General features: G+C 73.0%; 22 protein-coding genes. 4 read left to right on the top strand and 18 right to left on the bottom strand.

Annotated elements, in window-relative coordinates; genetic code table 11:
* Positions 1-17: 17 nt before the first annotated feature.
* From ispG to SCATT_RS23325, 15 genes are all read right to left on the bottom strand, one after another.
* Positions 18-1,175: a flavodoxin-dependent (E)-4-hydroxy-3-methylbut-2-enyl-diphosphate synthase gene (ispG, locus tag SCATT_RS23395; protein ID WP_014145650.1), complete on the bottom strand. Its 1,158-nt coding sequence runs from the start codon at positions 1,173-1,175 to the stop codon at positions 18-20.
* A 3-nt stretch (positions 1,176-1,178) separates the two neighbouring features.
* Positions 1,179-2,204 carry an adenosyl-hopene transferase HpnH gene (gene hpnH / locus SCATT_RS23390; protein WP_014628574.1) on the bottom strand — a complete coding sequence of 342 codons (1,026 nt, stop codon included), beginning with the start codon at positions 2,202-2,204 and terminating at the stop codon, positions 1,179-1,181.
* Positions 2,205-2,209: 5 nt separating this feature from the next.
* On the bottom strand, positions 2,210-2,875 hold the full coding sequence (locus tag SCATT_RS23385) for a phosphorylase family protein (RefSeq protein ID WP_014145648.1): 666 nt from the start codon (positions 2,873-2,875) through the stop codon (positions 2,210-2,212).
* On the bottom strand, positions 2,875-4,911 hold the full coding sequence (gene shc, locus SCATT_RS23380; protein ID WP_014145647.1) for a squalene--hopene cyclase: 2,037 nt from the start codon (positions 4,909-4,911) through the stop codon (positions 2,875-2,877). The genes SCATT_RS23385 and shc overlap by 1 nt, the downstream gene beginning before the upstream one ends.
* A gap of 117 nt (positions 4,912-5,028) precedes the next feature.
* Entirely contained in the window at positions 5,029-6,135 is a 1,107-nt protein-coding gene (locus SCATT_RS23375; protein WP_078590815.1) for a polyprenyl synthetase family protein, read from the bottom strand.
* Positions 6,132-7,574, bottom strand: coding sequence for a hydroxysqualene dehydroxylase HpnE (gene hpnE / locus SCATT_RS23370; RefSeq protein WP_014145645.1), 1,443 nt, complete (start codon positions 7,572-7,574; stop codon positions 6,132-6,134). The genes SCATT_RS23375 and hpnE overlap by 4 nt, the downstream gene beginning before the upstream one ends.
* Before the next feature lie 121 nt (positions 7,575-7,695).
* Entirely contained in the window at positions 7,696-8,637 is a 942-nt protein-coding gene (hpnD, locus tag SCATT_RS23365; RefSeq protein ID WP_014145644.1) for a presqualene diphosphate synthase HpnD, read from the bottom strand.
* Positions 8,634-9,587, bottom strand: a complete 954-nt coding sequence (hpnC, locus tag SCATT_RS23360) for a squalene synthase HpnC (protein WP_014145643.1) — start codon at positions 9,585-9,587, stop codon at positions 8,634-8,636. The genes hpnD and hpnC overlap by 4 nt, the downstream gene beginning before the upstream one ends.
* A gap of 436 nt (positions 9,588-10,023) precedes the next feature.
* A complete protein-coding gene (locus SCATT_RS23355) occupies positions 10,024-10,824 on the bottom strand; it encodes an ABC transporter ATP-binding protein (protein ID WP_014145642.1) in 801 nt (266 codons plus the stop codon).
* Entirely contained in the window at positions 10,817-11,746 is a 930-nt protein-coding gene (locus tag SCATT_RS23350; protein ID WP_014145641.1) for an ABC transporter permease, read from the bottom strand. The genes SCATT_RS23355 and SCATT_RS23350 overlap by 8 nt, the downstream gene beginning before the upstream one ends.
* A gap of 78 nt (positions 11,747-11,824) precedes the next feature.
* Positions 11,825-12,697: a glycosyltransferase family 2 protein gene (locus tag SCATT_RS23345; RefSeq protein WP_041825197.1), complete on the bottom strand. Its 873-nt coding sequence runs from the start codon at positions 12,695-12,697 to the stop codon at positions 11,825-11,827.
* Positions 12,698-12,708: 11 nt separating this feature from the next.
* The gene (locus SCATT_RS23340) at positions 12,709-13,488 is read right to left on the bottom strand and encodes a CDP-alcohol phosphatidyltransferase family protein (protein ID WP_014628568.1); all 780 of its coding nucleotides are present in this window, start codon (positions 13,486-13,488) and stop codon (positions 12,709-12,711) included.
* Positions 13,466-14,527 (bottom strand): iron-containing alcohol dehydrogenase family protein, encoded by a 1,062-nt coding sequence (locus SCATT_RS23335; RefSeq protein ID WP_014145638.1) that lies wholly within the window; start codon positions 14,525-14,527, stop codon positions 13,466-13,468. The genes SCATT_RS23340 and SCATT_RS23335 overlap by 23 nt, the downstream gene beginning before the upstream one ends.
* Complete coding sequence (locus SCATT_RS23330; protein ID WP_014145637.1) at positions 14,515-15,252, bottom strand: phosphocholine cytidylyltransferase family protein; 738 nt, start codon at positions 15,250-15,252, stop codon at positions 14,515-14,517. The genes SCATT_RS23335 and SCATT_RS23330 overlap by 13 nt, the downstream gene beginning before the upstream one ends.
* Positions 15,249-17,141, bottom strand: coding sequence for a DUF5941 domain-containing protein (locus tag SCATT_RS23325; protein WP_173405749.1), 1,893 nt, complete (start codon positions 17,139-17,141; stop codon positions 15,249-15,251). The genes SCATT_RS23330 and SCATT_RS23325 overlap by 4 nt, the downstream gene beginning before the upstream one ends.
* Positions 17,142-17,553: 412 nt before the next feature.
* On the opposite strand from SCATT_RS23325, the gene idi reads away from it, so the two are divergent.
* The gene (idi, locus tag SCATT_RS23320) at positions 17,554-18,168 is read left to right on the top strand and encodes an isopentenyl-diphosphate Delta-isomerase (protein ID WP_014145635.1); all 615 of its coding nucleotides are present in this window, start codon (positions 17,554-17,556) and stop codon (positions 18,166-18,168) included.
* A 7-nt stretch (positions 18,169-18,175) separates the two neighbouring features.
* Here idi and SCATT_RS23315 read toward each other — a convergent pair whose 3' ends face one another.
* Complete coding sequence (locus tag SCATT_RS23315) at positions 18,176-18,691, bottom strand: ATP-binding protein (RefSeq protein ID WP_014628566.1); 516 nt, start codon at positions 18,689-18,691, stop codon at positions 18,176-18,178.
* A 446-nt stretch (positions 18,692-19,137) separates the two neighbouring features.
* Between SCATT_RS23315 and SCATT_RS23310 the strand changes: the two genes are divergently transcribed.
* The 3 genes from SCATT_RS23310 (at position 19,138) to SCATT_RS23300 (ending at position 23,131) form a co-directional block, all read left to right on the top strand.
* Positions 19,138-19,902 (top strand): enoyl-CoA hydratase/isomerase family protein, encoded by a 765-nt coding sequence (locus tag SCATT_RS23310; RefSeq protein ID WP_014145633.1) that lies wholly within the window; start codon positions 19,138-19,140, stop codon positions 19,900-19,902.
* A 782-nt stretch (positions 19,903-20,684) separates the two neighbouring features.
* Positions 20,685-21,545 carry an SCO6745 family protein gene (locus SCATT_RS23305; protein WP_014145630.1) on the top strand — a complete coding sequence of 287 codons (861 nt, stop codon included), beginning with the start codon at positions 20,685-20,687 and terminating at the stop codon, positions 21,543-21,545.
* A 77-nt stretch (positions 21,546-21,622) separates the two neighbouring features.
* On the top strand, positions 21,623-23,131 hold the full coding sequence (locus SCATT_RS23300; protein WP_014145629.1) for a hypothetical protein: 1,509 nt from the start codon (positions 21,623-21,625) through the stop codon (positions 23,129-23,131).
* Between the two features lie 10 nt (positions 23,132-23,141).
* Here SCATT_RS23300 and SCATT_RS23295 read toward each other — a convergent pair whose 3' ends face one another.
* Together SCATT_RS23295 and SCATT_RS23290 are read right to left on the bottom strand one after the other, a co-directional pair.
* Positions 23,142-24,041 (bottom strand): DMT family transporter, encoded by a 900-nt coding sequence (locus SCATT_RS23295; protein ID WP_014145628.1) that lies wholly within the window; start codon positions 24,039-24,041, stop codon positions 23,142-23,144.
* A gap of 125 nt (positions 24,042-24,166) precedes the next feature.
* On the bottom strand, positions 24,167-24,943 hold the full coding sequence (locus tag SCATT_RS23290; RefSeq protein WP_014145627.1) for a TSUP family transporter: 777 nt from the start codon (positions 24,941-24,943) through the stop codon (positions 24,167-24,169).
* Positions 24,944-25,079: the final 136 nt, after the last annotated feature.

Below are 25,079 nucleotides of genomic sequence, written 5' to 3'. Positions count from 1 at the left end.
CGCGGGCTGTTCGGCAGTCAGGCCACGATCACGGTGGGTTCGCCCTGGGCGGCACCGGTTGCCTCCATCTGCTCGGCTATCTTCATCGCCTCCTCGATCAGGGTCTCCACGATCTTCGACTCCGGCACGGTCTTGATCACCTCACCCTTGACGAAGATCTGCCCCTTGCCGTTGCCCGAGGCCACCCCAAGGTCCGCCTCCCGCGCCTCCCCCGGACCGTTGACCACACACCCCATCACCGCCACCCGCAACGGCACCTCAAGACCGTCCAGCCCCGCCGTCACCTCGTCCGCCAGCTTGTACACATCCACCTGCGCACGCCCGCACGACGGACACGACACAATCTCCAGACGCCGCTGCCGCAGGCCGAGGGACTCCAGGATCGCGATCCCCACCTTGACCTCCTCCGCCGGAGGCGCCGACAGCGACACCCGGATGGTGTCCCCGATCCCCTCCGCCAGCAGCGCACCGAACGCCACCGCGGACTTGACCGTCCCCTGGAACGCCGGCCCCGCCTCCGTCACACCCAGATGCAACGGGTAGTCGCACTTCTGCGCCAGCAGCCGGTAGGCGTTGACCATCACCACCGGATCGTTGTGCTTCACCGAGATCTTGATGTCCCGGAACCCGTGCTCCTCGAACAGCGAGCACTCCCACAACGCCGACTCCACCAACGCCTCCGGCGTCGCCCGCCCGTACTTCTCCAGCAGCCGCTTGTCCAGCGACCCGGCGTTCACCCCGATCCGGATCGGCACCCCCGCCGCCGACGCCGCCGCCGCGATCTCCTTGACCTTGTCGTCGAACTGCCGGATGTTCCCCGGATTCACCCGCACCGCCGCACACCCGGCATCGATCGCCGCGAACACGTACTTCGGCTGGAAATGAATGTCCGCGATCACCGGAATCTGCGACTTACGCGCGATCACCGGCAACGCGTCCGCGTCGTCCTGCGACGGACACGCCACCCGCACGATCTGGCACCCCGCCGCCGTCAACTCCGCGATCTGCTGCAACGTCGCACCGATGTCCGCCGTCACCGTCGTCGTCATCGACTGCACCGACACCGGAGCGTCCCCGCCCACCGCCACCGACCCGACCTGGATCTGACGGCTCCTGCGACGATCGGCCAGCTTCAGCGGCACGGACGGCATCCCGAGCGAAACGGTCTGGGTCATGGGTCAGCTCCGGTTGGCGGCCACCGTCTCGCGGGTCGCGCGCAGCGACTCCTTCAGCGAGCCCATGGTGGCGAAGACAGCGGTGGGTTCGTAGCCGCAGTGGGCCATGCAGTTGTCGCACCGGGCGTCACGGCCGCGGCCGTACTTGTCCCAGTCGGTCTCCTCGACAAGCTGCTTGTAGGTGGGCACGTATCCGTCGCTCATCAGGTAGCAGGGGCGCTGCCAGCCGAAGAGCGAGTAGTTGGGGATCGCCCAGGCGGTGCACGGGAAGTCGACCTTGCCTTCGAGGAAGTCCAGGAAGAGCGGGCTGTGGTTGAGCCGCCAGCGCCGGCGGTTGCCGCCGGAGAACGCCTTGCGGAACAGCTCGCGGGTCTGCTCGACGCCGAGGAAGTGGTCCTGGTCCGGGGCCTTCTCGTAGGCGTAGGCGGGCGAGATCATCATCTCGTCCACCTTCAGGTCGTCGTTGAGGTAGTCGAGGACCTCCACGATCGTCTGCGGGGTGTCGGTGTTGAAGAAGGTGGAGTTGGTGGTCACCCGGAAGCCGCGCCGCTTGGCCTCCTTGATCGCGGCGACCGCCTCGTCGAAGACCCCTTCCTTGGCCACCGACTCGTCGTGGCGCTCCCGCAGTCCGTCGATGTGCACGGTGAAGGCGAAGTAGGGGGACGGGGTGAACTTGTCCAGCTTCTTACGGAGCAACATGGCGTTGGTGCACAGGAAGACGTACTTCTTGCGGGCCACCAGCTGGCGCACGATCTCGTCGATCTGCGGGTGCATCAGCGGCTCGCCGCCGGCGATGGAGACCATCGGGGCGCCGGACTCCAGCACCGCCCCGACCGCCTGGGCCACCGGCATGCGCTGCTTGAGCACCCCGGCGGGATGCTGGATCTTGCCGCATCCCTCGCACTTGAGATTGCAGGCAAACAACGGCTCAAGTTCCACGATGAGCGGGAACTTCTCACGCCTGCGGAGCATTTTCTGTTCAAAGAGATAGGTTCCGACCCGGACGGTCTGTCGAAGCGGCATGGCCATCTGGCTCACCTCCCAGGGAGCGCGGTAGAGCGGTGCCAATCGAGAAAGGCAGGAAAAGAGCTGCTCAGCACCTTGAACGCGGTGATTCCGGTGCGGAGCGTGGTGATACGCAACAGTTCGTGTTCGGGGGTGTCGACGACCACCCTGGCGACGGCCACCGGACGCGGGCCGGCCGCGCGGGCGGCCTGACGCACCGCGTGCGACTCCATGTCGACCGCGAGCGCCCCGCCGGCCGCCAGCGCGTGGCGTTCGGCGCCCTTGACCACGTGGTCGGAGCCGGCGATCCGCCCGGTGTGGACGGTGACGCCGAGCCGGGCCAGCGCGGCGGCGAGCGCCGTCGCCCGCGTGGACCGGTCGTCGACCACCACGTCCCCCGGGCGCACGCCGGGTGCCAGCCCCGCGCAGAAGCCGGTGGCCAGCACCGCGGCGGTGCGCAGCGCGGCGTCGTCGCGCAAGGTGGCGTCCACCGAACGGCGGGCGGCCCGCGGACCCATGCCGGCGCGCAGGACGGCGACCGGCCCGGCCGCGCCGGAGCGGTCGCCCCGGCGCAGCGCGGCCTGCTCGATGCGGAGCGCGCACACCAGCAGCAGGGGGCCGGTGCGCGGTGCGGCGGGTGGCGTCAGGGCAGCACGCCGCCCGGTGTGGGCCGGGTCGGCCCGTGAACCGGACATCAGGCGGCCTGCTCCAACTCGCCGCCGGAACGCGCCAGTGCCTCGCCGTTGAGGTAGCGGCCGAGCGCCGTGACCGGGAACACCATCCGGTACAGGTGGTAGTTGATGGAGAAGTCCCACGGGAAGCCGGTCCCGGTGAAGTACGGCTCGTCCCAGGAGCCGTCCTCCTTCTGGGTCTCGGCGAGCCAGCGGATCCCCCGCTCCACCGCGCGTCCGTCGCGTTCGCCGGCCGCCAGCAGCGCCATCAGCGCCCAGGCGGTCTGCGAGGCGGTGGAGGCGCCGCGGCCGGCCCAACCGGTGTCCGGGTAGGAGCGCTGGTCCTCGCCCCAGCCGCCGTCCGCGTTCTGCACGCTCTCCAGCCAGGCGACGGCGCGCCGGATGGCCGGGTGGGATACGGGCAGCCCCGCGGTGACGAGGGCGGGCACCACCGAGCCGGTTCCGTAGACGTAGTTGGTGCCCCAGCGACCGAACCAGGAGCCGTTGGTCTCCTGCTCGGTCAGCAGCCACTCGATGCCGCGCAGGGTCCGCGGGTCGTCGGCCATGCCGACGGCCGCCAGCATCTCCACCACGTGCGCCGTGACGTCGGCCGACGGCGGGTCGATGACCTCGCCGAAGTCGCAGAACGGCAGCCGGTTGGGGAACGGGCTGGTGTTGTCCACGTCGAAGGCGCCCCAGGCGCCGTTCTTGGACTGCATGCCCAGGTTCCAGCGCACCGCGCGGTCGATGGCGGTGCGCATCCGGGCCCGGTCGGGGTGGTCGACGCGCTTGAGGGCGAGCACCACCTCGGCGGTGTCGTCGGTGTCCGGGTAGTTGTCGTTCTCGAACTCGAACGCCCAGCCTCCGGCGGGCAGTTCGGGGCGGCGCACCGACCAGTCGCCGCGCCGTACGACCTGCTCGTCGAGCATCCAGTCGGCCGCCTTGACCAGCGCGGGGTGGTCGGCGGGGAGCCCGGCGTCGGCGAGGGCGATGGTGGCCAGGCAGGTGTCCCACACCGGGGACTGGCAGGCCTCGATCATCCGGCTGCCGTCCTCGTACCAGACGGCGAAACGGTCCAGCGACTTCAGGCCGGCCCGCATCACCGGGTGGTCGAGGTCGTAGCCGAGCAGGTGGAGGGCGATCACCGAGTAGACCGCGGGTGGCTGGATGCCGCCCCAGCAGCCGTCGTTCTCCTGCCGCTCGATGATCCAGCGGGCGCAGGTGTTGAGCGCGGAGCGGCGCAGCGGGCGCAGGTTGACCTTGCGGTAGGCGTGCAGCGCCTTGTCCAGCCGCTGGAAGACACCGTCCCAGGTGGTCAGCGGCGCGGCGGGCCGCGGCGGGTTGGGGACCGCCGGGTCCGTGTGCAGCTCGTCCAGGGTGAACGGGGCCGGGCGCACCGGCCGGTGGGCGCCGACCACGGTCAGCGGCACGATGGTCTGCCGGGCCCACTGGCCGAACGAGTAGATGTTCAGCGGGGCCCACTTGGGCAGGTAGATCACCTCGGGCGGCAGCTCGGGCAGGTCCTCCCAGCGCCACCAGCCGAACAGGGCGAGCCAGATCCGGGTGAAGACCCGGGAGGCCGCGATGCCGCCTTCCTTGCGTACCCAGGCCGAGGCGGCGGCCATGTGGGGCGCGTCGGGCTCGTCCCCGGCCAGCCGGAGGGCCACGTACGCCTCCACGGTGGTGGAGATCTCGCCGGGGCCGCCGTAGAAGGTGGCCCAGGTGCCGTCCTCGCGCTGCTGGGAACGGATCCAGCGGGCAGCGGCGGTGAGGGTCTTCTCGTCCTGGATACCGAGGAACTGACGCAACATCAGGTCTTCGGCGTCCATCGTGACGTTGGTCTCCAGGTCTCCCTTCCACCATCCGTCGGGGTGCTGGGAGGCCAGAAGACTCGCGGTGGCACGCTCCGCGGTGCGGGCCGCCACCTCTTCGAGCGGGACCGCTCGGGCTTTCTCCCCGGCCACCAGGGTGTGGCTCACGGGGGTCGTCGGGTCGGGTTCACTGGCCGATGGCACGCGCGGGGGTACCGCTCCCGCGCTTCCGTCGGTCGTCGCTGTCATGGCTTCCCCTTCTTGCAGTGTGGCGCTGCGCTGGTGGGGCTTCCGTCGGCCGGCGTCGGGGTGACGCGTGGCCGGCGACTGCGATCAGGCAGATTCAGTTCCGGTCGTGCGTTGTTGTCATCTCTCGCGTACCACCACGAAGTCGGCGAGCGCGAAGAGGCACTGCTTGATCTCCTCGGGCATCACGACCCCGTTCAACGCGTCCAGCGCAGTGGCGTGCTGACGGCGGGCCTCCTCGGTGGTCCAGGCCCGGCCGCCCGCTTCTTCGATCAACGCGGCGCGGGTGGCGAATTCTTCCTCGCTGAAGTCGTCGATCTCCGGGTTCTTGGCGTCGGCGGCGAGCAGTTCGCCCAGCCGCTCGGCCGCGGGGCCCTTGGCGGCCAGGGCGGCCACCACCGGCAGCGACTTCTTGCGCTGCCGCAGGTCGCTCCAGGTCTGCTTGCCGGTGACCGCGGGCTCGCCCCAGATGCCCAGCAGGTCGTCGACGGCCTGGAAGGCGAGGCCCAGGTGGTAGCCGTAGGCCTCCAGCGCGTCCGCGGTGGCGTCGTCCGCCCCGCCGAGCACCGCGCCGATGGAGGAGGCGCAGGCCAGCAGGGCGCCGGTCTTGTTGCCCTCCATCTCCAGGCACTCGGCGACGGTGACCCGTTCCCGGTGCTCGAAGGAGATGTCCTGGGCCTGACCGTCGATCAGTTTACGGGTGGCCGTGGTGAGCCGTCGGGTGGCCCGTCCGGCGTCGGCGGTGCCCACCTCCAGCAGCACCTCGGTGGCGAGCGCGAAGAGCGCGTCGCCGACCAGGATCGCCTGGGCCGGGCCGTGCACCTTCCACACCGTGTCGCGGTGGCGGCGCTGCTCGTCACCGTCCATCAGGTCGTCGTGCAGCAGCGAGAAGTTGTGCACCAGCTCCACGGCGACCGCGCCGGGGATGCCGGCCTCGCACGGCCCGCCGGCGGCCTCGGCGGACAGCAGCGCGAGCGCCGGACGCACCGCCTTGCCGCTGTCCCCCTCGGTGGGGCGGCCCATGGCGTCGATCCAGCCGAAGTGGTAGGCGGCAACGGTGTTCATCGGCGGGGCGAGCCGGTCCACCACCTCGCGCAGCACGGGGGTGGCCAGCGTCCGCCCGCGTTCCAGCAGCGCCGGGACGTCGGATGTGTGTGGCGCGGGCAGGACGGCCTGCTCGTGAGCCGGGGTCACGTGTTCTCCTCTGCTTTCCTGAGTGTTGCTCATGCGGCCTCCGTTACCGGGTGGGGAGCGGGCCGGCCCAGCGCCGCCAGGGCTTCCCGGGCGGCTTGCAGGCCGCTGCGCACGGCGCCTTCCATCGTGGCGGGCCACCCGGTGGCGGTCCACGCGCCGGCCAGGTAGAGCCCGGGCTCCCGGGTGCGCGCGCCGGGCCGCAGCCGCCCCACCCCGGGGGTGGGGGCGAAGGTGGCGGTGCGCTCCCGGGTCACGAAGAACTCCCGCACCGTCGCGCCGCGGGCCGCGGGCAGCAGCCGGGCCAGCTCGGGCAGGTAACGGGTACGCAGCTCGGCGACGGGCAGGTCGATCTCGGCCCCGGCGGCGGACTGCGACAGCGCCAGGTACTGGCCGCCCCGCCCGGCGGACGACCGGGCCAGCCCGGAGGTCACGGTGCGGTCGAAGACCCACTGCACCGGGGTGCCCACCGCGGCGAAGAACGGTTTGCGCAGGACCGGGCGGTCGTAGACCACATGAACGTTGAGGATCGGCGCGGTGCCGATGCGCAGCAGGGCGTCGGGGTCGGCCAGCGCCCCCTCGGGCAGCAGCGCCCGGGTCTCGCGCTGCGGCACGGCGAGCACCACGGTGCCCGCGGTGAGCACCTCGCCGCGGCCGGGGCCGCGGGAGACCTCCACCTGCCAGTCGCCGTCCGGGGTACGGGTGACGGCGCCGGCCCGGCCGCGCAGCACGGTGCGGACCCCGACGGCGTCCAGCGCGGCGCGGGCCCGGTCGTGGTGGAGGTCGCCGAGCGGCGCGGTGGCCCAGCCGATGTCGGCGGCGCCGGGGTCGGAGAGCAGCCCGGTCTTGAAGACCTTGGCGGCCAGGCCCAGCGAGACCTGGTCGGCGGGGGCGTTGAGGGTGGCCACGCCCACCAGGTCCCACAGCGCCTCGACGGTGCGCGCGGACTGGCCGCGGGCCCGTAGCCAGCCGGCGAAGTCGGTGGCGTCCAGCGCGGGGTCGGCCGGGTCGAGCCCGCGCAATGCGAGCGCGGCGCGGCCCACGGTGGCCCGTTCGGCGAGGTTCAGGTGGGGATAGGTGGCGAGCGAGGCGGCCAGGTGGAACGGCACCGGCAGGTTGGCGCGGCGCAGCCGGCCCAGCCGCATCCGCCGCGCGTCCAGCACCGGCACGTCCATCCGGTCCTGCACGGTGACCAGATGGGCAGCGGCGATCCGGTCCAGGAACCACTGGTAGGCGGTGCAGCAGCGCAGGAAGACGTGCTGGCCGTTGTCGACGGTCAACTGGCCGACGGCGGTGTCGCGTTGGAACGAGAAGGCGAGGCCGCCCAGGCGCGGGCGGCCTTCGACCAGGGTGACGGCGAGACCGGCGTCGGCCAGGGTGAGGGCCGCGGTGGTGCCGGCCAGGCCGCCGCCGACGACCACGGCGCTCCCCCGTGCCGGGTGGCCGGTCCCCGCCGGTGCCGGATGCTCGGTCATGTCCTCCCCCGTTCCGCGTGCGCGGCCCCTCGGACGGGGGCCGGCGAGGTCAGGGACGCGAACGCCCGCGTCCAGGTTGCCTGGCGCGGGACGGCGAGGCGGTGCAGTGGTGCGGGGAGCATCAGGCGCGCCCCCTGGCGGCCTGTCGCCGGGTGTCCAGACCGGTCAGGCCGCGCAGGGCCACGTACGCCTTCTCGTGGCCGGGCAGCGAGACCCGGCCGCGCAGCACCGCCTCGGGGTCGGCGGCGATCCGTTCCAGCAGCCGGCGGTAGATCCCGGCCATGGCGGCGACGCAGGCACCGCTGCGGCGGTCGAGCATCGGCAGCAGCCGGTAGCCCTCGGCGAAGAGCGCGCGGGCCCGCTTGACCTCGAAGTGCACCAGCCCGGTGAAGTCGGATCCGGCCGGCGGCACCGGTGAGCCGAACCCGGCCGAGCAGCCGAACTTGGCCAGGTCCTCGGCGGGCAGGTAGGTGCGTCCGTTGCCGGCGTCCTCGCGTACGTCCCGCAGGATGTTGGTGAGCTGGAGGGCGAGGCCGAGGGTGTCGGCGTACTCGGCGGCCCGTTCGGTGCCCACGGCGCCGGGGACGGTGCCGAAGACACCGAGCGAGAGGCGGCCGATGGCGCCGGCCACGCAGCGGCAGTAGTCCTTCAGGTCGTCCCAGGTCTCGTAGGTCTCACCGCGTACGTCCATCAGCACGCCGTCGATGAGTTCGTCGAGTCCGTCCAGCGGCAGCGGGAAGCGGCGGGCGGCGTCGGCGAGCGCGAGGGCCACCGGGTCGGTGTCGTCATCGCCGACCTCGCCGGCCCGGACCCGGGCGAGCACGTCGCGGGTGCGGGTCAGCCGGTCGCGCTTGGCGGCCGGGTCGAGGTCGCCGTCGCCGATGTCGTCGACGCGCCGGGAGAAGGCGTACAGGGCCGACATCGCCTGCCGTTTGCCGGTGGGCAGAAGCCGGATGCCGTACGCGAAGTTGCGGGCCTGCTGCCCCGTCACGGTCTCGCAGTACCGGTACGCAGCGAGCACCGGCGCGGACAAGTGTGCGGAACCGTCCACGGTCCGGCTCACCCCTCTCTTCGCAATGTGGATCCCACCTCGCGCAGCAGTCCGAGCTTGGTGGCCTTGGGCGACCCCGCGAGGACGTCGTACCGGGCGGCGGCCACCGCGGCGAGAGCGGCACGGCCCCCGCCCACGAATCCGGCGAGGAGCAGCCGGAGCCTGCCCGGGACGCTACCCACCAGCGGGGTGCCTTCATTCAACAGATCGCGGGCGCGTTCCGCTTCGAATTTCACCAAGGCACGCACCCGCGCGCCCCCGGTGGGGGCGGCGAGGTCGGCCTCGGTGACACCGAACCGGGCCATGTCCTCACCCGGCAGGTAGACGCGGTCCCGGGCGAGGTCCTCGGCGACGTCCTGGAGGTGCTCGACGATCTGCAGCGCGGTGCAGATCGCGTCGGAGCGGCGGACGCGCTCGGGGCTGCTGGTGCCGGTGATGGCCAGCACGAGGCGGCCGACGGTGTTGGCCGAGTTCTCGCAGTAGTCGAGGAGGTCCTGGTAGGTGGCGTAGCGGCGGACCAGCTGGTCCTGGCGGTTGGCCGCGATCAGGCCGAGGAACGGCTCCGGGGTGAGGCGGTGCCGGGCCACTACCGGGGCCACCGCGCGCAGCAGCGGGTGGCCGGGGGTGCCACCGGTGAAGATCTTGCGCAGATCGGCTTCGAAGGCGTCCAGCATGGCGAGGCGGTCATCGGCCGCGTCGGGCGGCAGCCCGAGCCAGCGGGCGTCGTCCCGGCCGGGCGGCAGGTCGCCGTCGCCGATGTCGTCCACCAGGCGGGCGTAGCCGTAGATGGCCATCAGGTCGTCACGCCAGGCGCGGGGGAGGAAGAAGGGGGCCACCGGGAAGTTCTCCCGGGCGGCCTTGTCGAGGACGGCCCGCGACTGTGCGGCGGCTTCGGCGTGGTCGCCCTCGCTCACCCCGGCGGGCGACGCCCGGCGCGGGCGCGCCGTCCGCGCGGTCACCACGTGTGGCCCCATGGACGGGCGGCGGACGTGCCTCGGAGCTGGATGGTCCCAGTAGTCATGGCCGCCACATCCCCCGTTCTACACCGATCCCCAGGATCTTCCCATTTCGGACACGCCGCACCCAGTATCGCCCTCCGCTCCGTCGTCCGCCGCCCGTCGAGCCGGTCACCTCCGCAGGCCGGAGGACCGCCGGCGGCACGGCGGTGAGCACTGCTCCAGCGTACGCCGTACAGCGAAGCCGCGTACGGCGGGGTCGCCCGCCCGGGGCGCCCTTGGGCCCTAACAACGAATCGCCGCCGAATGTTCCCTGCCGACACGTGAGTTGGCCCACGTCGCACCCGCGGCCCCCGCCGAACGGATCGGCGGGGGCCGCGGGACGCCGGCGGCGGTCCCAACAGGCGGGCGCGGCGGCCCACTTGGGCTCCGCGGCGCCGGACTACTTGCCGGTGTGCTCCTCGTAGGCGCGCAGCACCTCTTCGGTGGGGCCGTCCATCAGCAGCTCGCCCTTCTCCAGCCACAGCACGCGTTCGCAGGTGTCCCGGATCGACTTGTTGTTGTGGCTGACCAGGAAGACGGTGCCGGCCTCCTTGCGCAACTCCCGGATCCGCGCCTCGGAACGCTTCTGGAAGGACCGGTCGCCGGTGGCCAGCGCCTCGTCGATCATCAGCACGTCGTGCCGCTTGGCCGCCGCGATGGAGAACCGCAGCCGGGCCGCCATGCCCGAGGAATAGGTACGCATCGGCAGCGAGATGAAGTCACCCTTCTCGTTGATGCCCGAGAAGTCCACGATGTCCTGGTACTTCTCGCGCACCTCGGGGTAGCTCATGCCCATCGCCAGGCCGCCCAGGATGACGTTGCGTTCCCCGGTGAGGTCGTTCATCAGCGCGGCGTTGACCCCGAGCAGCGACGGCTGGCCGTCGGTGTAGACCTTGCCGCGCTCGGCCGGCAGCAGCCCCGCGATCGCCTTCAGCATGGTGGACTTGCCCGAGCCGTTGGAGCCGATCAGCCCGATCGCCTCGCCCCGGTAGGCCACGAAGCTCACCCCGCGCACCGCGTGCACCTCACGCACGCTCGGCGAGTTCCGGCGCTGCACGATGCGGCTGAGGGCCGCGGTGGCGCTCCCCTTGCCGCTGCCGGCGCCGTGCACCCGGTAGACGATGTGCAGGTCGTCCACGATGACGGTGGGCACCCGGGCCCCGTCCTTACTCTGCGCCGGTCCGGCGCTGGTCTCAGCCACGGCCGTACTGCTCCTCAGCCTTCCAGAAGAACACGAAGCCCCCGACACCGGCGACCGCCGCCCAGGCCACCGCCGCGATCCACACGTGGTGCGGCAGCTGCGCCGAGGTGAAGCTGTCGATCATGGCGTACCGCATCAGGTCGATGTAGACGGCGGCCGGATTGACGTCGAGCACCACCGACACCCAGTGCGGCAGGTGCTTGGCGACGTTGTTGATGCTGTAGAAGACGCCCGAGACGTACATCCAGGTGCGCAGCAGGAACGGCATCAGCTGCGTGAGGTCGGTCAGCTTGCTGCCCACCCGGGCGACGAACATCGCGGCGCCGATGTTGAACACCGACTGCAACAGCAGCGACGGGATGATCAGCAGCCACGACATCTGCGGGACCTCGCCGGTCATCAGCACGATGGCCACCAGCACCACCATCGAGTACAGCAGTTGCTGGAGCTGGATGAGGGTGACCGAGATCGGCAGACAGGCCCGCGGGAAGTGCAGCGCGCGCACCAGGCCCAGGTTGTCGGAGATCGCCCGGGTCCCCGCCAGGATCGAGGACTGCGTGAAGGTGAACACGAAGATGCCGGTGACCAGATAGGCGATGAAGTTGTCGATGCCGTGGTCGGTACCGAGCAGCACGCCGAAGATCAGCCAGTAGACCGCCGCGTTGAGCAGCGGCGTCATCACGTTCCACAACTGGCCCAGCCGGGCCTTGGTGAACTGCGCGCTCAGCTTGGCCATCGAGTAGGCGGCGATGAAGTGCCGGCGGCCCCACAACTGGCGCACGTACTCCGGAAGGCCGGGCCGGGCGCCGCTCACCGACAGGCCGTACTTCTCGGCCAGCTCGCCCGGACTCAGGCCGTCGTCCGGCGAGGGCGCCGGTGCGGTGCTCACGGCGACCGTGCCCTCGTGGGTGGTATCGCTCACAGTTGACACTTTCGTCCTCAATGACGCGTCGCCGGGGCGGGATCCCGGCTGCGCCCGATGCTTGTCCATCCGAGCTTGTCAGATGATGGGAGGTCGGCCCAGTCGGGTCAGCCGGAAAACCGTACGCCACTTCATCGGGCGGCGCGGGCCGCAGGGGGTGGCCCAGCCCTCCTTGAACCCGCCCAGCCAGGCACGCAGCGCCGCCGGGGCGGGGCGGCGGGCCAGCGTCAGCGCGATCCAGGTGCCCAGGTAGAGCGGGACCAGCGGGGCGGGCAGGTTGCGCCGGGCCAGCCACACCCGGTTGCGGGCCACCAGCCGGTGGTAGACCGCGTGCCGGCTCGGCGGGGTCGCCGGGTGCTCCAGCACCAGGTCGGACCGGTACTCGATGGACCACCCGGCGTCCAGCGCCCGCCAGGCCAGGTCGGTCTCCTCGTGGGCGTAGAAGAACTCGTCCGGCAGCCCGCCGACCTGCCGCAGCACCGCGGTGCGCACCGCGCAGGCACCGCCGAGGAAGGTGGTCACCCGCGAGGAGCGCATCGGGTCGGAGGCCCGCAGCCGGGGGACGTGCCGGCGCTGGGTGGTGCCGCTGACCGGGTCGACGATGCGGAAGCTGATGATGCCCAGCCCGGGGTCGGCGGCGAAGGCGGCCCGGACCAGCTCCGCGGTGTCCTGGCGGGCCAGCAGGCCGTCGTCGTCGAGGAAGAGGACGGCGTCGACCTCCTCGCCGCCGGTGCCGAACGCCTCGACGCCGACGTTGCGCCCGCCCGGGATGCCGAGGTTCTCGGCGAGCTCCACGGTCCGGGTGCCGGGCGGGAGTTCGGGCAGCGGGGTGCCGTTGCCGACCACCACGGTGGCCACCGGTTCGCCGTCCTGCTTGGCGACCGACTCCAGCAGCGCGCGCAGCTCGGCGGGGCGGTCGCCCATGGTGAGCACCACCGCGCCGAGCCGCAGGCCGGCCGCGCTCACCGCAGCCTGCTGGAGACGAGGACGGACACCAGGTGGAGCAGCGTCTGCAGCACCGCGATCGCGGCCAGCACCGCGACCCCGAGCCGGGTGAAGAACAGCCCGCCCCGGACGGTGTCGGCGACCGACAGCAGCAGGATCAGCAAGGACGCCTCGATGCCCAGCACCAGCCGGTGGAACTTGAGCGCCGAGGCCGCCTTGCGGGCCAGCGCCATCCCGGACGAACGCGGCTCGGCCGCCGCCTCCTTCACCGGCGGCAGCCCGCCGTTGTGCCGGGCGACGCCGACCAGGTCGGTCTCGGCCTTGATCAGTATGGCGCCGAGGGCGGCGAGGGTGCCGAGGAAGGCCCACAGCCAGTCGATCCGCCCGGAGCCCCACAGGTCGGCCGCGCGCAGGCCGAAGCCGACCAGCACCGCGGCGTCGCACAGATAGGCCCCGACCCGGTCCAGGTAGACCCCGGAGAGCGAGAACTGCTTCTTCCACCGCGCCAGCTCGCCGTCGACGCAGTCGAGCAGCAGGTAGAGCTGGACCATCAGCACCCCGAGCACGGCGCCGCCGATCCCCGGCACCAGCAGCGCCGGGGCGGCCAGCACACCGCAGACGGTCATCAGGCCGGTCAGCTGGTTGGGCGTGACCCGGGTGCGCGCCAGCTGACGGGTGATCCGCAGCGAGATCTCCCGCATGTACATGCGCCCGGCCCAGTGTTCACCGCTGCGCCGGTCCTTGACACCGGCCGGGTGGACGACCGGGCGCAGTTCAGCTACCGATGGCTTTGACATAGTCCGCGTACGCATCCCTGATCGCGTCGGTGTCCAGGTCGAGGTGTTCCAGGATGGTGTAGCGCCCGGGGCGGGTCTGCGGGGCGAAGCCCACCGCGGAGACGAACTCCTCGTCGGAGAAGCCGATCTCGCCCGGGAGCACCGGCAGCCGGTGCCGGCGCAGCACCTCGGCGATCTGGGCCGCCTCCTCGGCCGCCCCCCGCAGATGCATGGCGAAGGCGGCACCGAGGCCGACCTGCTCGCCGTGGAGCGCCGACCGCTTGGGGAAGAGCAGGTCGAAGGCGTGGCTGATCTCGTGGCAGGCGCCGGACGAGGGCCGGGTGTCACCGCTGATCGACATGGCGATGCCGGAGAGCACCAGGCCCTCGGCGAGCGTGGTGAGGAAGCCGTCGTCCTCCGCGCCGCCGGGGTGGCGCAGCACCGACTCGCCGGCCGCCCGGGCCATCGCGGCGGCGAGCCCGTCGATCGGCTCGCCGGTCTCCCGGTGCGACAGCTCCCAGTCGGCGATGGCCGAGATGTTGGAGATGGCGTCGCCGATCCCGGAGCGGACGAACCGGGACGGGGCCCGCCGGATCACGTCCAGGTCGACCACGAGCGCGATCGGCGTGGGCACCCCGTAGGAGCCGCGGCCGTTGTCGTTGTCGAGGATGGAGACCGGCGAGCAGATGCCGTCGTGCGACAGGTTGGTCGCCACCGCGACCATCGGCAGGCCGACCCGGGCGGCGGCGTACTTGGCGGCGTCGATGATCTTGCCGCCGCCGAGGCCCACCACCGCGTCGTAGTGCTTGCCGCGCATGGCGTCGGCGAGCTTGACGGCGGAGTCGATGGTGCCGTCCGCCACCGGGTACCAGTCGGCGCCGGGCAGCGCCGGGGAGAGCCGTTCCCGCAAGGCGGCACCGGAGCCGCCGCTGATCGCCACGGCGAGCTTGCCGGAGCTGGAGATCCGCTGGTCGGCGAGGAGCCCCGCCAGGTCGTCCAGGGCGCCGCCCCGGATGTCGACGACCACCGGCGAGGGGATCAGCCGGGTCAGTACTGGCACGCGATCTCCCGGGCCCGCTCGAGGTCGTCGTGGTTGTCGATCTCCACCCAGGAGACCTCGCCGATCGGGGCGACGTCGACCTGGAAGCCGCGGTTCACCAGCTCCTGGTAGCCGTCCTCGTAGTACAGCTGCGGGTCGCGCTCGAAGGTGGCCTTCAGCGCGTCGGCCAGCGCCTCGGCGGCCTGCGGCTCGATGAGGGTGACGCCGATGTACTCACCGGTGGCCTCGGCCGGGTCCATCAGCTTGGTGATCCGGCGCACCCCCTGGCCGTCGGCGGTGACGACCTTCATCTCCTCGTCGGCCAGCTTCTTGACCGTGTCGAGGGCGAGGACGATCTCGCGCCCGGCGCCGCGGGCCCCGAGCAGGGTCTGCTCCACCGAGACCGGGTGGACGGTGTCGCCGTTGGCCAGGATCACGCCCTCCTTGAGGACGTCCCGGGCGCACCACAGCGAGTAGGCGTTGTTCCACTCCTCGGCCTTGTCGTTGACGACCAGGTGGAGCTTGACGCCGTACTTCTTCTCCAGCGCGGCCTGGCGCTCGCGCACGGCCTCGCCGCGGTACCCGATGACCACGGCCACGTCCGTCAGACCGACCTCGGCGAAGTTGCCCAGCGTGAGGTCGAGCACGGTGGTCTCGCCGTCGACGGGGACGAGGGCCTTCGGCAGGGTGTCGGTGTAGGGGCGCAGACGCCGTCCGGCGCCGGCCGCCAGCACGAGGCCGATCATGTGGGTTCTCCTGTTTCGTCGTGTACCGCGGGTGCTCCGGCCGAGATCCAGAAACGGATGGACTCGGTGAGCACCACCAGCGCCAGAATCCCGGCCAGGGCCGCCAGCGCCGTAGTGAGAGCGTGGGTGTGCGCGAGCAGCGCGGCCAGCACGGTGACGGCCGGCAACCGCCCCTCGTGCCCGCCGATGGCCCGGATCAGGGCTCGCGGCGGCGCACCGGTGCCGCCGCGTATGCGGTACACCGTGTCGTAGTGATGGTAGGCGACCGCCGCCACCAGGCCGAACGCCGCCGGAAGCGCACCGGGTACGCCGGAGCGCGCGGCGAGCGCCAGGATCACGGTGTACTCCGCGGCGCGGAAGAACGGCGGCACGAGCCAGTCGAGCGCCCCCTTCAGCGGCGCGGCGACGGCGATCCCGGAGATCACCACGTAGCAGGCGGCGCCGAGCACCGGCCACCAGCTGCCCGCCGGGGCCAGCCAGGCGGTGGCCACCGCCACCGCCGAGCCGAGCAGGGCGCACGCCGGCGCGCCGAACGGCGGGAGCCCCCGCACCGGGCGCGCGAGCAGCCGCGCGAGCGCACCGCTGTCGGCCAGGTCGGCCAGGGCCACGGCGGCCCGGTCGGTGCGGCGGGCCCGCCGGGTCAGCGAGCGCAGCACCCGGCCGGCGGTGGTGTAGCAGGCGGCCAGCGCGCAGCCGATCAGCAGCACGAGGAAGACGACGCGCGGGGTGGTGACCGCGGTGAGCACGGCGATCATGGCCCAGCGTTCGCCGATGGGGAGCACGATCATGCGGCGGGCCCACACCGTCCAGCCGACGCTGTCGAGCCGGTCGGAGAGGGCGGCGGTGGGGCTGGTGTTGGCGGTGGCGTCGTGGTTGGCCTCGGTGAACGCGAAGTCGACCACGTGCCGGCAGGTCTGGAGCACCATCGCGCCCAGGGCGAGCGCCCACACGTCGTCGTGGTGGCCGGCCATATGGGCGGCGCCGATCGCCAGCCCCGCGTAGTAGGCGTACTCCTTGACCCGGTCGAAGGTGGCGTCCAGCCAGGCGCCGAGGGTGGAGTAGCGCAGGGAGTAGCGGGCGAGCTGGCCGTCGGTGCAGTCCAGCACGAAGGAGGCGATCAGCAGCACCCCGGCGGCCACGAAGCCGGGCCGGGTGCCGGTGGCCGCGCACCCCGCCGCGACCAGGGCGACCAGCAGCGAGGCGGTGGTGACCTGGTTGGGGGTGAGCCCGCGGCGGGCGCACCAGCGCGCCAGGTAGCGCGAGTAGGGGCTGATGCAGAAGGTGGTGAAGAAGCCGTCCCGGGACTTGACCGCCGAGCGCAGCCGGACCCGTTCGTCGTCCACCGCGGCGACCGCCTCGGCCGCCGCGGTCCGCGCGGCCTCGTCGGCCGGGACGGTGGCGGTGAGCACCCCGAGGTCGACCTGGTGGACCGCGACCCCGGCGTCGGCCAGCCGCTCGGCGAGGACGCCGGGCAGGTCGGTGGGGCGGGGCCGGGAGGTACGGGTCTGGGCGGGCACGGTGGCGTCGGCGGCGGCCGGCGCGGGGGCTCCGGAGCCCGCCGGTACGCTCGTGGCCGGCACCGGGGCGGGGCGGGTGAGCGAGGTCACCGCGCGCTGCAGGGCGGGGCGCCCTTCGGGGGCCACGCCGAGCGCGCCGGGCACCGCGCCGGCCGGGAAGCGGGGGTCGGTCAGGGCCAGCCGCAGGGCGTGCCGGTGGCCGACGAACCGCGGGTCCACCACGGCGACCCGGGCGCCGGCGGGGACGGCGGCGAGCCGGTCGGCCAGCTCGCCGGGGCCGTCGGCCCGTACCACGTCGAAGCCGAGGGCGCGCAGGTCGTCATCGAGCGGCGAGGCCGCGACCGGCGGGCCGGTGAGGATGGCGGTCGTCAGACGAACTCACTCCCTGATGACGAAGGCGCTGCCCCGCGTGGCGTCGGCCCCCCGTGGCCGCCGTGCGGCGGCTCCCGCCCCGGCGGGTTCGGAGCGGGCTCGACGGCTGAGGCTATCGGATCCCCCGGGGTGCGCGTTCACCGCACGTTCACCCCACCCCTGAGGGGAACGTTCACCCCTGCCCTGAGGCGAGCCGAGGGCAGCCGGGCCGAGGGGTCCGGCCCGCAGAGGGTAGCGGGCGGGGCGCTCCGGCGCGCACTCGCGGTGGCCGGTGACCGCGCGAGTTGCCGAATCGGGGGTGATCGGCGGGGTGCAGGGTATGGGGGTGACCGGGGGTGCGGCAGACTGAGGGCCTGCCCGCCGCGCGTCGGCGGGCCCCTCGCGCCTCGTACGTCGACAGCAAAGGATGGCCATGCCGATCAGTTCCGCAACCGGCCGGACCTCAGACACCGCGGCTGACGCGCCCCTCGGGGGCGACAGCGGAGAAGCGATCCTGCTGGAGCTGGTGGACGAGGCCGGCGTGACGATCGGCACGGCCGAGAAGCTCTCGGCCCATCAGCCTCCGGGGCGGCTGCACCGGGCGTTCTCGGTCTTCCTCTTCGACGACGCCGGCCGGCTGCTGATGCAGCGCCGCGCGCTGGGGAAGTACCACTCCCCCGGGGTCTGGTCGAACACCTGCTGCGGTCACCCCTACCCCGGTGAGGCGCCGTTCGTGGCCGCCGCCCGGCGCACCGCGGAGGAGCTGGGGGCGGCCCCCGCCCTGCTGCGCGAGGCCGGCACCGTCCGCTACAACCATCCCGATCCGGCGTCGGGGCTGGTGGAGCAGGAGTTCAACCACCTGTTCGTCGGGGTGGTACGGGCGCCGTTGCGGCCGGATCCGGAGGAGGTCTGCGAGACCGTCTTCGTGACCCCGGCCGAGCTGGCCGAGCTGCGCGGGACGACAACGCTGTCGGCGTGGTTCGGCACGGTGCTGGACGCGGCGCTGCCCGCGGTACGGGAGCTGACCGGGGCGTCGGCGGGCTGGTGACCGCCGGTCACAGCGGCAGCGCGGCCCAGACGACCTTGCCGCCCGCCGCGGTGTGCTCGACGTCACACACCCCGCCCGCCTCCGCGGTGACCGCCTTCACCAGCAGCAGTCCGCGTCCGCCGGTGCGCGCGTGGTCGGCCTGGAGCGCCTTGGGCCGGTAGGGGTGGTCGTCGGCCACCGCGACGCGCACCCAGCCGGCGGTGACCGCGACCTCCGCGGTGACCAGCGGGGAGAGCACGGCCGCGTGCCGCACGGCGTTGGTGACCAGCTCGGACAGGATCAGCAGCACACCGTCCACGGTCTCCGGGGCGGCCGGCACCCGGTGGGCGAGCAGCAGCTCGCGCACCGTGTGGCGCAGCCGGGGCACCGTGGAGTCCACCGCGGGGACGGTGTAGCGCCATACGCCCGCGTACGGGCAGTGCGCCGGCCCGGTGCCGTCCCCGCGCCCGGGGCCGGACCGCTCGTCCGCCGCGCGCGGTCCCGGCGGCGGGGGCCCGTAGGCCGCGCCCGCCGCTCCGTGCACGGGCCCGCTCCGGTACGGCGGCGGAACGCTCCCCGGCGCGGGCGAGCCGTCCGCCGGGCGCGCCGACGGCGCCGGGACCGGATCGTGCGGGGTTCTCCCGCTGACCGCCATGACGTAACCGTCCTCATGTGACGTTCCCCGCGGACCGCCGTGCGCCCCGGGCGGGGACGCGGGCGGAACCGCCTGGCTTCCCCGATGGTGGTCGCACCGAGCGGTCCGGTCGGCCAGGAGACCGTAAGTCTGTACCTTTTGACGCCTTTTGGTGTGGCGAGGATCGTACGCGGTGATCGGCGGAACGATTCTGCGACACTCTGCGTCCTTTCGGCGACCACCGGTCCGTCACGCTGGGTAGCCGATCGGGAGCGCCCGCCGATCCGCCGGAGGCGCCCGTTAGGATCCCGCCGACCACCGAACTCCCCTTTCCCACCGGCCAGGAGGACCCACGCATGACAGAGCCCGGCCTGCTGACCGCCCAGGACGGCGCCACCGCCGTCGTCACGATCAGCAACCCCGCCAAGCGCAACGCCATGACCCTGACGATGTGGCGGGAACTGCCCCCGCTGCTCGAACGGCTCGCCGCCGACCGGTCGGTACGCGTCCTGGTACTCACCGGCGAGGGCGGCACCTTCTGCGCCGGGGCGGACATCGCGGGGCTGCGGGACGGCGGCGACGGCGCGCAGCACGCCGCGGTGGAGGCCGAGGAGGCGCTGGCCGCCTTTCCCAAGCCGACGGTGGCCGTGGTCCGCGGCTACTGCGTGGGCGGCGGCTGCCAGCTCGCCGCCGCCTGCGACCTGCGGCTGGCCGCCGCCGACGCGCGATTCGGGGTCACCCCGGCCAGACTCGGCATCGTCTACCCGGCCTCCACCACCCGCCGCCTGGTCGGCCTGGTCGGGCCGTCGACCGCCAAGTACCTGCTGTTCTCCGCCGAGTTGATCGACGCGCAGCGCGCCCTGCGGACCGGACTCGTCGACGAGGTCTGGGACGCCCCCGCCCTCGACGCGCGCGTCGCCGCCCTCACCGCCACGCTGGCCGGTCGGTCCCTGCTGACCCAGGCGGCGGCGAAGGAGTTCACCGCGATGGCGGTACGGGGTGTGGCGGACGACGAAGTCGTCCGCCGCTGGCGCGAGCACGCGCGGCTGAGCGACGACCGCACCGAAGGGGTCACCGCCTTCCTCGAACGCCGCCCACCCCACTTCACCTGGCCCTCCTAACGCTTCGCCAGCGCTGGCGGCCAACCATTCCTCCGTGGCCGGTTCGCCCGTTCCAGGTTTCCGGGGTGGCCCCCGTTCGCCCCTGCCCGGTGGGGGGTGGGGGTGGGTTTTGGTTTGGTTCGGCACCGGGGGCTTCGCCTATTGCCGGTACGGGGTCGGGGGCGCGCCGGGGGTGACTCCTCGCTCCCCGTATCCCCCACACTTGCGCTCCGGCTACTGGGTCGCTGCGGGGACACCCCCGACACACCCCCTTCCGCCGTCGTGCGGGTGCCTCTCTTCGCGGGAGAGGGTGAGATAGGAGGTTGGGGTCACCCCGATCTTTTTCTCACCCCCTCCGTGCCGCAGCGCGGAACGCAACAGAACGGGGGCGTGCAGGGGTGTCCCCGCAGCGACCCAGCAGCCGGAGCCCAGCCTTGGCGGATACGGGGAGCGAGGAGTCACCCCGGAGGGCCCCCGGGAACCAAGGCAGACAGTGCGCACCCCGCGCTATGCGATGACAGCCACGGGTGGGCGGGGGGAAACATCCCTGACGCCAGCCACGACGAGAGCGGAATCTGGCGAACCCCGAGGAGGTAATGGCTGACCGCCAGCGCGAGCGAACCCTCACCCCGGAGGGCCCCCGGAAACCCAGGCAGACAGTGCGCATCCCGCACTGTACGAACACAGCCACGGGTGGGCGGGGGGAAACATCCCTGACGCCAGCCACGACGAGAGCGGAATCTGGCGAACCCCGAGGAGGTAATGGCTGACCGCCAGCGCGAGCGTGACCGTAATGTGACGGCATGACGACACTCTCCCTACGGGCCTCCCGCCGCTGTTACAACGCCCTCAACCCGCTCCACTCCGCCTTCTACTTCGCCCCGGAGCACGACGAGGAGTTCGCCGCGCTCGGGCTGGAGGCGGGGTCGATGGCCTACTTCGCCGGGCGGGCCGCGCCGATGGGGGCGGTGGGGGCGGGGGTGGTGACGGCCACGTTCTACAACTTCAGCCCCGCGCTGGTGGGGCACCACATCCCGCGCGCCTGGCAGGCCGCCGCCCCCGAGCGGGTGCTGGAGACCCGGGTGCGGATCACCGACAAGTACCTCACCCGGCTGCTCGGCCCCGAGGTGATCGCCTCGCGGCGGATGGCGGAGACCGCCGAGCTGGCGCTGCGGGCCACCGAGGCGTGCGAGCGGCCGGGCAGGCCGCTGTACGCGGCCAACGCGGACCTGCCGGCCCCCGACGCCCCGCACCTGGCGTTGTGGCACGCCGTCACCCTGCTGCGTGAGCACCGCGGTGACGGCCACATCGCCGCCCTCGTCCAGGCCGAGCTGGACGGCCTGGAGGCCCTGGTGACGCACTCGGCGACCGGCAAGGGGTTCACCCCGCACTTCTTCCAGACCACCCGGGGGTGGACCGCGCGGCAGTGGGCCGACGCCGAGGACCGGCTGCGGGAGCGCGGGCTGCTGGACGAGGCCGGCGACCTGACCGAGCACGGGCAGGAGCTGCGCCGCGCGATCGAGGCCGACACCGACCGGCTGGCCTTCGCCCCCTACCGCCACCTCGGACAGGACGCCGTGGAACGCCTGACCGAGCTGGTGACCCCGTTCACCCAGGAGATGCTGTCCTCCGACGCGCTCCCGATGGACCACTTCGGACGGTAGCGCGGGCGGCGGGTGACGAGGCGTTCACCCGGGTCGGCGAGAATGCAGCGGTTCACCCCGCCGACAGGAGCCGTCCCATGACCGTCGCCGGAAGCCTGGCGTACCGTGCCGCGTCCGTCGGCGCGCCAGGCGTGCGCCGTCCGAACCGCTGGCCGCTGATCGCGGCGGCGCTGTGCTACACGCTGGCGCAGTTGCTGCTCGCCGCCCCCGGACACCCGCTCGCCTGGGACGAGTCGATCTACTTCTCGCAGGTCGATCCGCGCGCCCCGGCCGCGTGGTTCAGCGCGCCGCGGTCGCGGGGGGTGACGCTGCTGGGGGCTCCGGTGGCGTTGTTCACCTCGGACCCGGCGGTGCTGCGGGTCTTCCTGACGGTGCTGTCGGGGCTGGCGCTGTACGCGGCGTTCGCGGTGTGGCGGCCGTTGCTGGGCGCCTGGACGCCGGCGGTGGCGGCGCTGCTGTTCGGGACGTTGTGGGTGAGCGTGGAGTACGGCCCGCAGATAATGCCCAATCTGTGGGTGGCCTTCGGGGCGGTGGCGGCGGCCGGTTTCCTGCTGCGGGCGGTACGCGGTGAGCGGGCGGGGGCGCCGGTCCTCGCCGGGCTGGCGTTCTCGGTGGCGTGGCCGACGCTGGTGCGGGCGCCGGACGGGGCGTGGCTGGCGCTGCCGTTGCTGGTGGCGGTGGCCGTGGTGCGGCCGTGGCGGCGGTGGCGGGTGGCCGCGGCGGTGGTCGCCGGGGCGCTGGCGGGGCTGGCGGAGTGGGTCGTGGAGGCGTACGTCCGGTTCGGCGGGGTGACCGAGCGGCTCGCCGACTCCAGCGCGATCGAGGGCGGCATGCGGTGGTCGTGGAACCTGGCCAACGCCCTGCGCAGCGTGGACGGCCCGTTGCTGTGCCGTCCCTGCGACACGCGCTATCCGGCGCCGGTGGACGCGGCGTGGTGGCCGGCGCTGGCGGTGCTGGCGGTGGTGGGCACCGTGGTGGCGGTACGGGCGGGGCGGGCGGCGACCGCGGTGCTGCCGGTGGCGTGCGCGGTGTCGCTGTCGGTGCCGTACCTCTTCCTGATCTCCTACTCGGCGCCGCGTTTCCTGCTTCCGGCGTACGCGTTGCTGGCGTTGCCGGTGGCGGCGCTGCTGACCTCGGGGGCGGCGTGGGTACGGGCCGGGCGCACCCCCGTCCGGCTGGCGGCGGCCGTGGTCGCGGTGGCGTTGCTGGCGGGCCACGGCTGGGTGCAGGAGCGGATCCTGCACCGGCAGATCGCCTCCGCGAAGCGCAACACCGGGGAGTACCGGGCGCTCGCGGAGGCGGTGCGGCGGGCGGGGGTGCGTCCGCCGTGTCTGCTTGCCGGCGACACCCAGCCGATCGCGTACCAGGCCGGCTGCGCCTCCACGGTCACCGGCAACCCGCGCAGCGACGCCTCGGCCGCGTCGGGGCCGGAGGTGGTGCGGGCGGCGGAGCACGAGGCGGTGGCCGTCCTGGTGCCGCCGGGCGGTCCGGCGCCCGGTTACGCGCCCGGCTGGCGGCGCCGGGCGCTCACCGGGTCGCCGGTGGTCGCCGGGTGGTCGGTGTACGTTCCGCCGGGGCGCCGGTAGGCCGGGCCGGTCACAGCCCGGCGCGCTGGCCCACCGCGGGTTCCTCCGGGCGCTGCGCGGAGGGGCCTTCGGGCAGGCAGCGGTGGCGGCCGAGGAGGACGATGCCGGCCACGATCGCGGCGAGGCCCGCGACCTCCCAGGCCAGCGCGCCGGTGGTGACCTGGAGCCGGTCGCCGAGGAAGCCGATCCCGCAGGCTATGCCGGCCAGCGGCTGGGCGGCGGTGAGCGAGGGAAGCGAGGCACGCAGCGGCGCGGTCTCGAAGGCGCTCTGCACCAGCAGCAGCCCGGTCAGCCCGATGGCCACCACCGCGTACGGCTGCCAGTGCACCGGCAGCGGGGCGACTCCCTCGGAGGTCACCAGCTGGCCGCAGATCCGGGTGAGGGCGTCCTGGAGCCCGTAGAGCAGCCCGGCGGCGAGGGCGAGGACGGCCGCCTCCAGGGTCGGGCGCAGCCGCCTGGCCAGCGTGGTCAGGAGCATCGCGGCGCCGACCACGGTGCCGAAGAGCAGCCAGTGCCGTAACGGGCCGGCCGCCACCCCGCCGCCGGACGGGCGCCCGGCCACGATGAACGACGTCACGCCGAGGGCGAGCAGGCCGACCCCGCTCCAGCCGCTGAAGCCCAGCGGCTGCCTGCTGAGCCAGCGTGACAGCCCCATGGCGAACAGCAGGTTGGTCGCGGTGAGCGGTTCGACCAGCGAGACCTGTCCGTGCGCGAGGGCGAGCGCGCCGAGCACCTGGCCGGCCACCATGGCGGCGATGCCCAGCAGCCACTGCGGCATCCGCAGCAGGTCGAGCAGGAGCCGGAAGGAGAGGAAGTCGGCCAACGGGGCGCGCTGGGCCGCCCGTTGCTGGAGGACGAAGCCGACCCCCAAGCAGCACGCGGCGCCGATTCCGAGCAGGAACACGGCCACGACGTCATCCTCTCAACGGCAAAGGAGGCGTCAGGGCGCCTACCCCTGATGCGATTGCGCAGTCTCCGCAAAGCGACCATAGCCGCCCTGACCGGCGGCGGCGAGCCGTCCGGCGCGGTTGCCCGTCACCCCCACTGGTCGTAACCGAGCTTGGCGCACAGCCCGACCACCACGACCAGCAGGGCGTACCGGACGAAGGAGGCCCCGCGCTTGAGGGCCATCCGGGCGCCCAGTGCGCCTCCGGTGACGTTCCCCACGGCCATGGCGGCGCCGAGCGGCCACAGGACATGGCCTTGCACGATGAAGACGACCAGGGCACCGAGGTTGGTTCCCACGTTGACGACTTTGGCCATCGCCGAGCCGTGCAGGAAGTCGGCGCCGCGTACCAGCAGGAAGGTGATGATCAGGAAGGTGCCGGTGCCCGAGCCGATGACGCCGTCGTAGAAGCCGATGCAGGCCCCGGTGAGCACGGCGGCGGCGGTGGCCTTGCCGGGGGTCATCCGGACCGGGGTGTGGGTGCGCCCGAAGTCCGGCCGGAGGGTGACGAACAGGCCGACCGTCAGCAGCGCCACCATGATGACCGGCCGGAAGACGGTGCTGGGCAGGGTGGTGGCGAGCAGGGCGCCACCGGAGGCGGCGGGCAGCGCGACGGCGGCGGCCAGTCCGACGAACTTCCAGTCGACCCCGGTGCGCCGGGTGTAGGTGACCGCCGCCGAGGTGGTCCCGGTGATGGCGACGAGCTTGTTGGTCCCCAGCACGGTGGCGGTGGGCACCGTGGGGAGCGCCACCAGCAGGGCGGGCGTGGAGAGCAGTCCGCCGCCGCCGACCACCGCGTCGATCCAGCCGGCGGCGACGGCGACGGGTATGAGCTGTAAGACCTGTACGGCGTCGAGTGTGTGCACGGTTTCTCCCACCCCTGGGTGTCGGCCGACGAGCGTCGTCCGATCTTCGATCACCGCGGCGGGCGTTGGCCAAAAATCATGCAAGCACGCTTGATTGTTCCGCTGCCGGGTGCCACGCTGCCCGCAGCGCCGACCC

Source organism: Streptantibioticus cattleyicolor NRRL 8057 = DSM 46488 (genome assembly GCF_000240165.1).
In the GTDB taxonomy this organism is placed as follows: Bacteria; Actinomycetota; Actinomycetes; order Streptomycetales; family Streptomycetaceae; genus Streptantibioticus; species Streptantibioticus cattleyicolor.
Note: the sequence above shows the minus strand (reverse complement) of the source record. Positions and strands in the feature narration are given on the sequence as shown.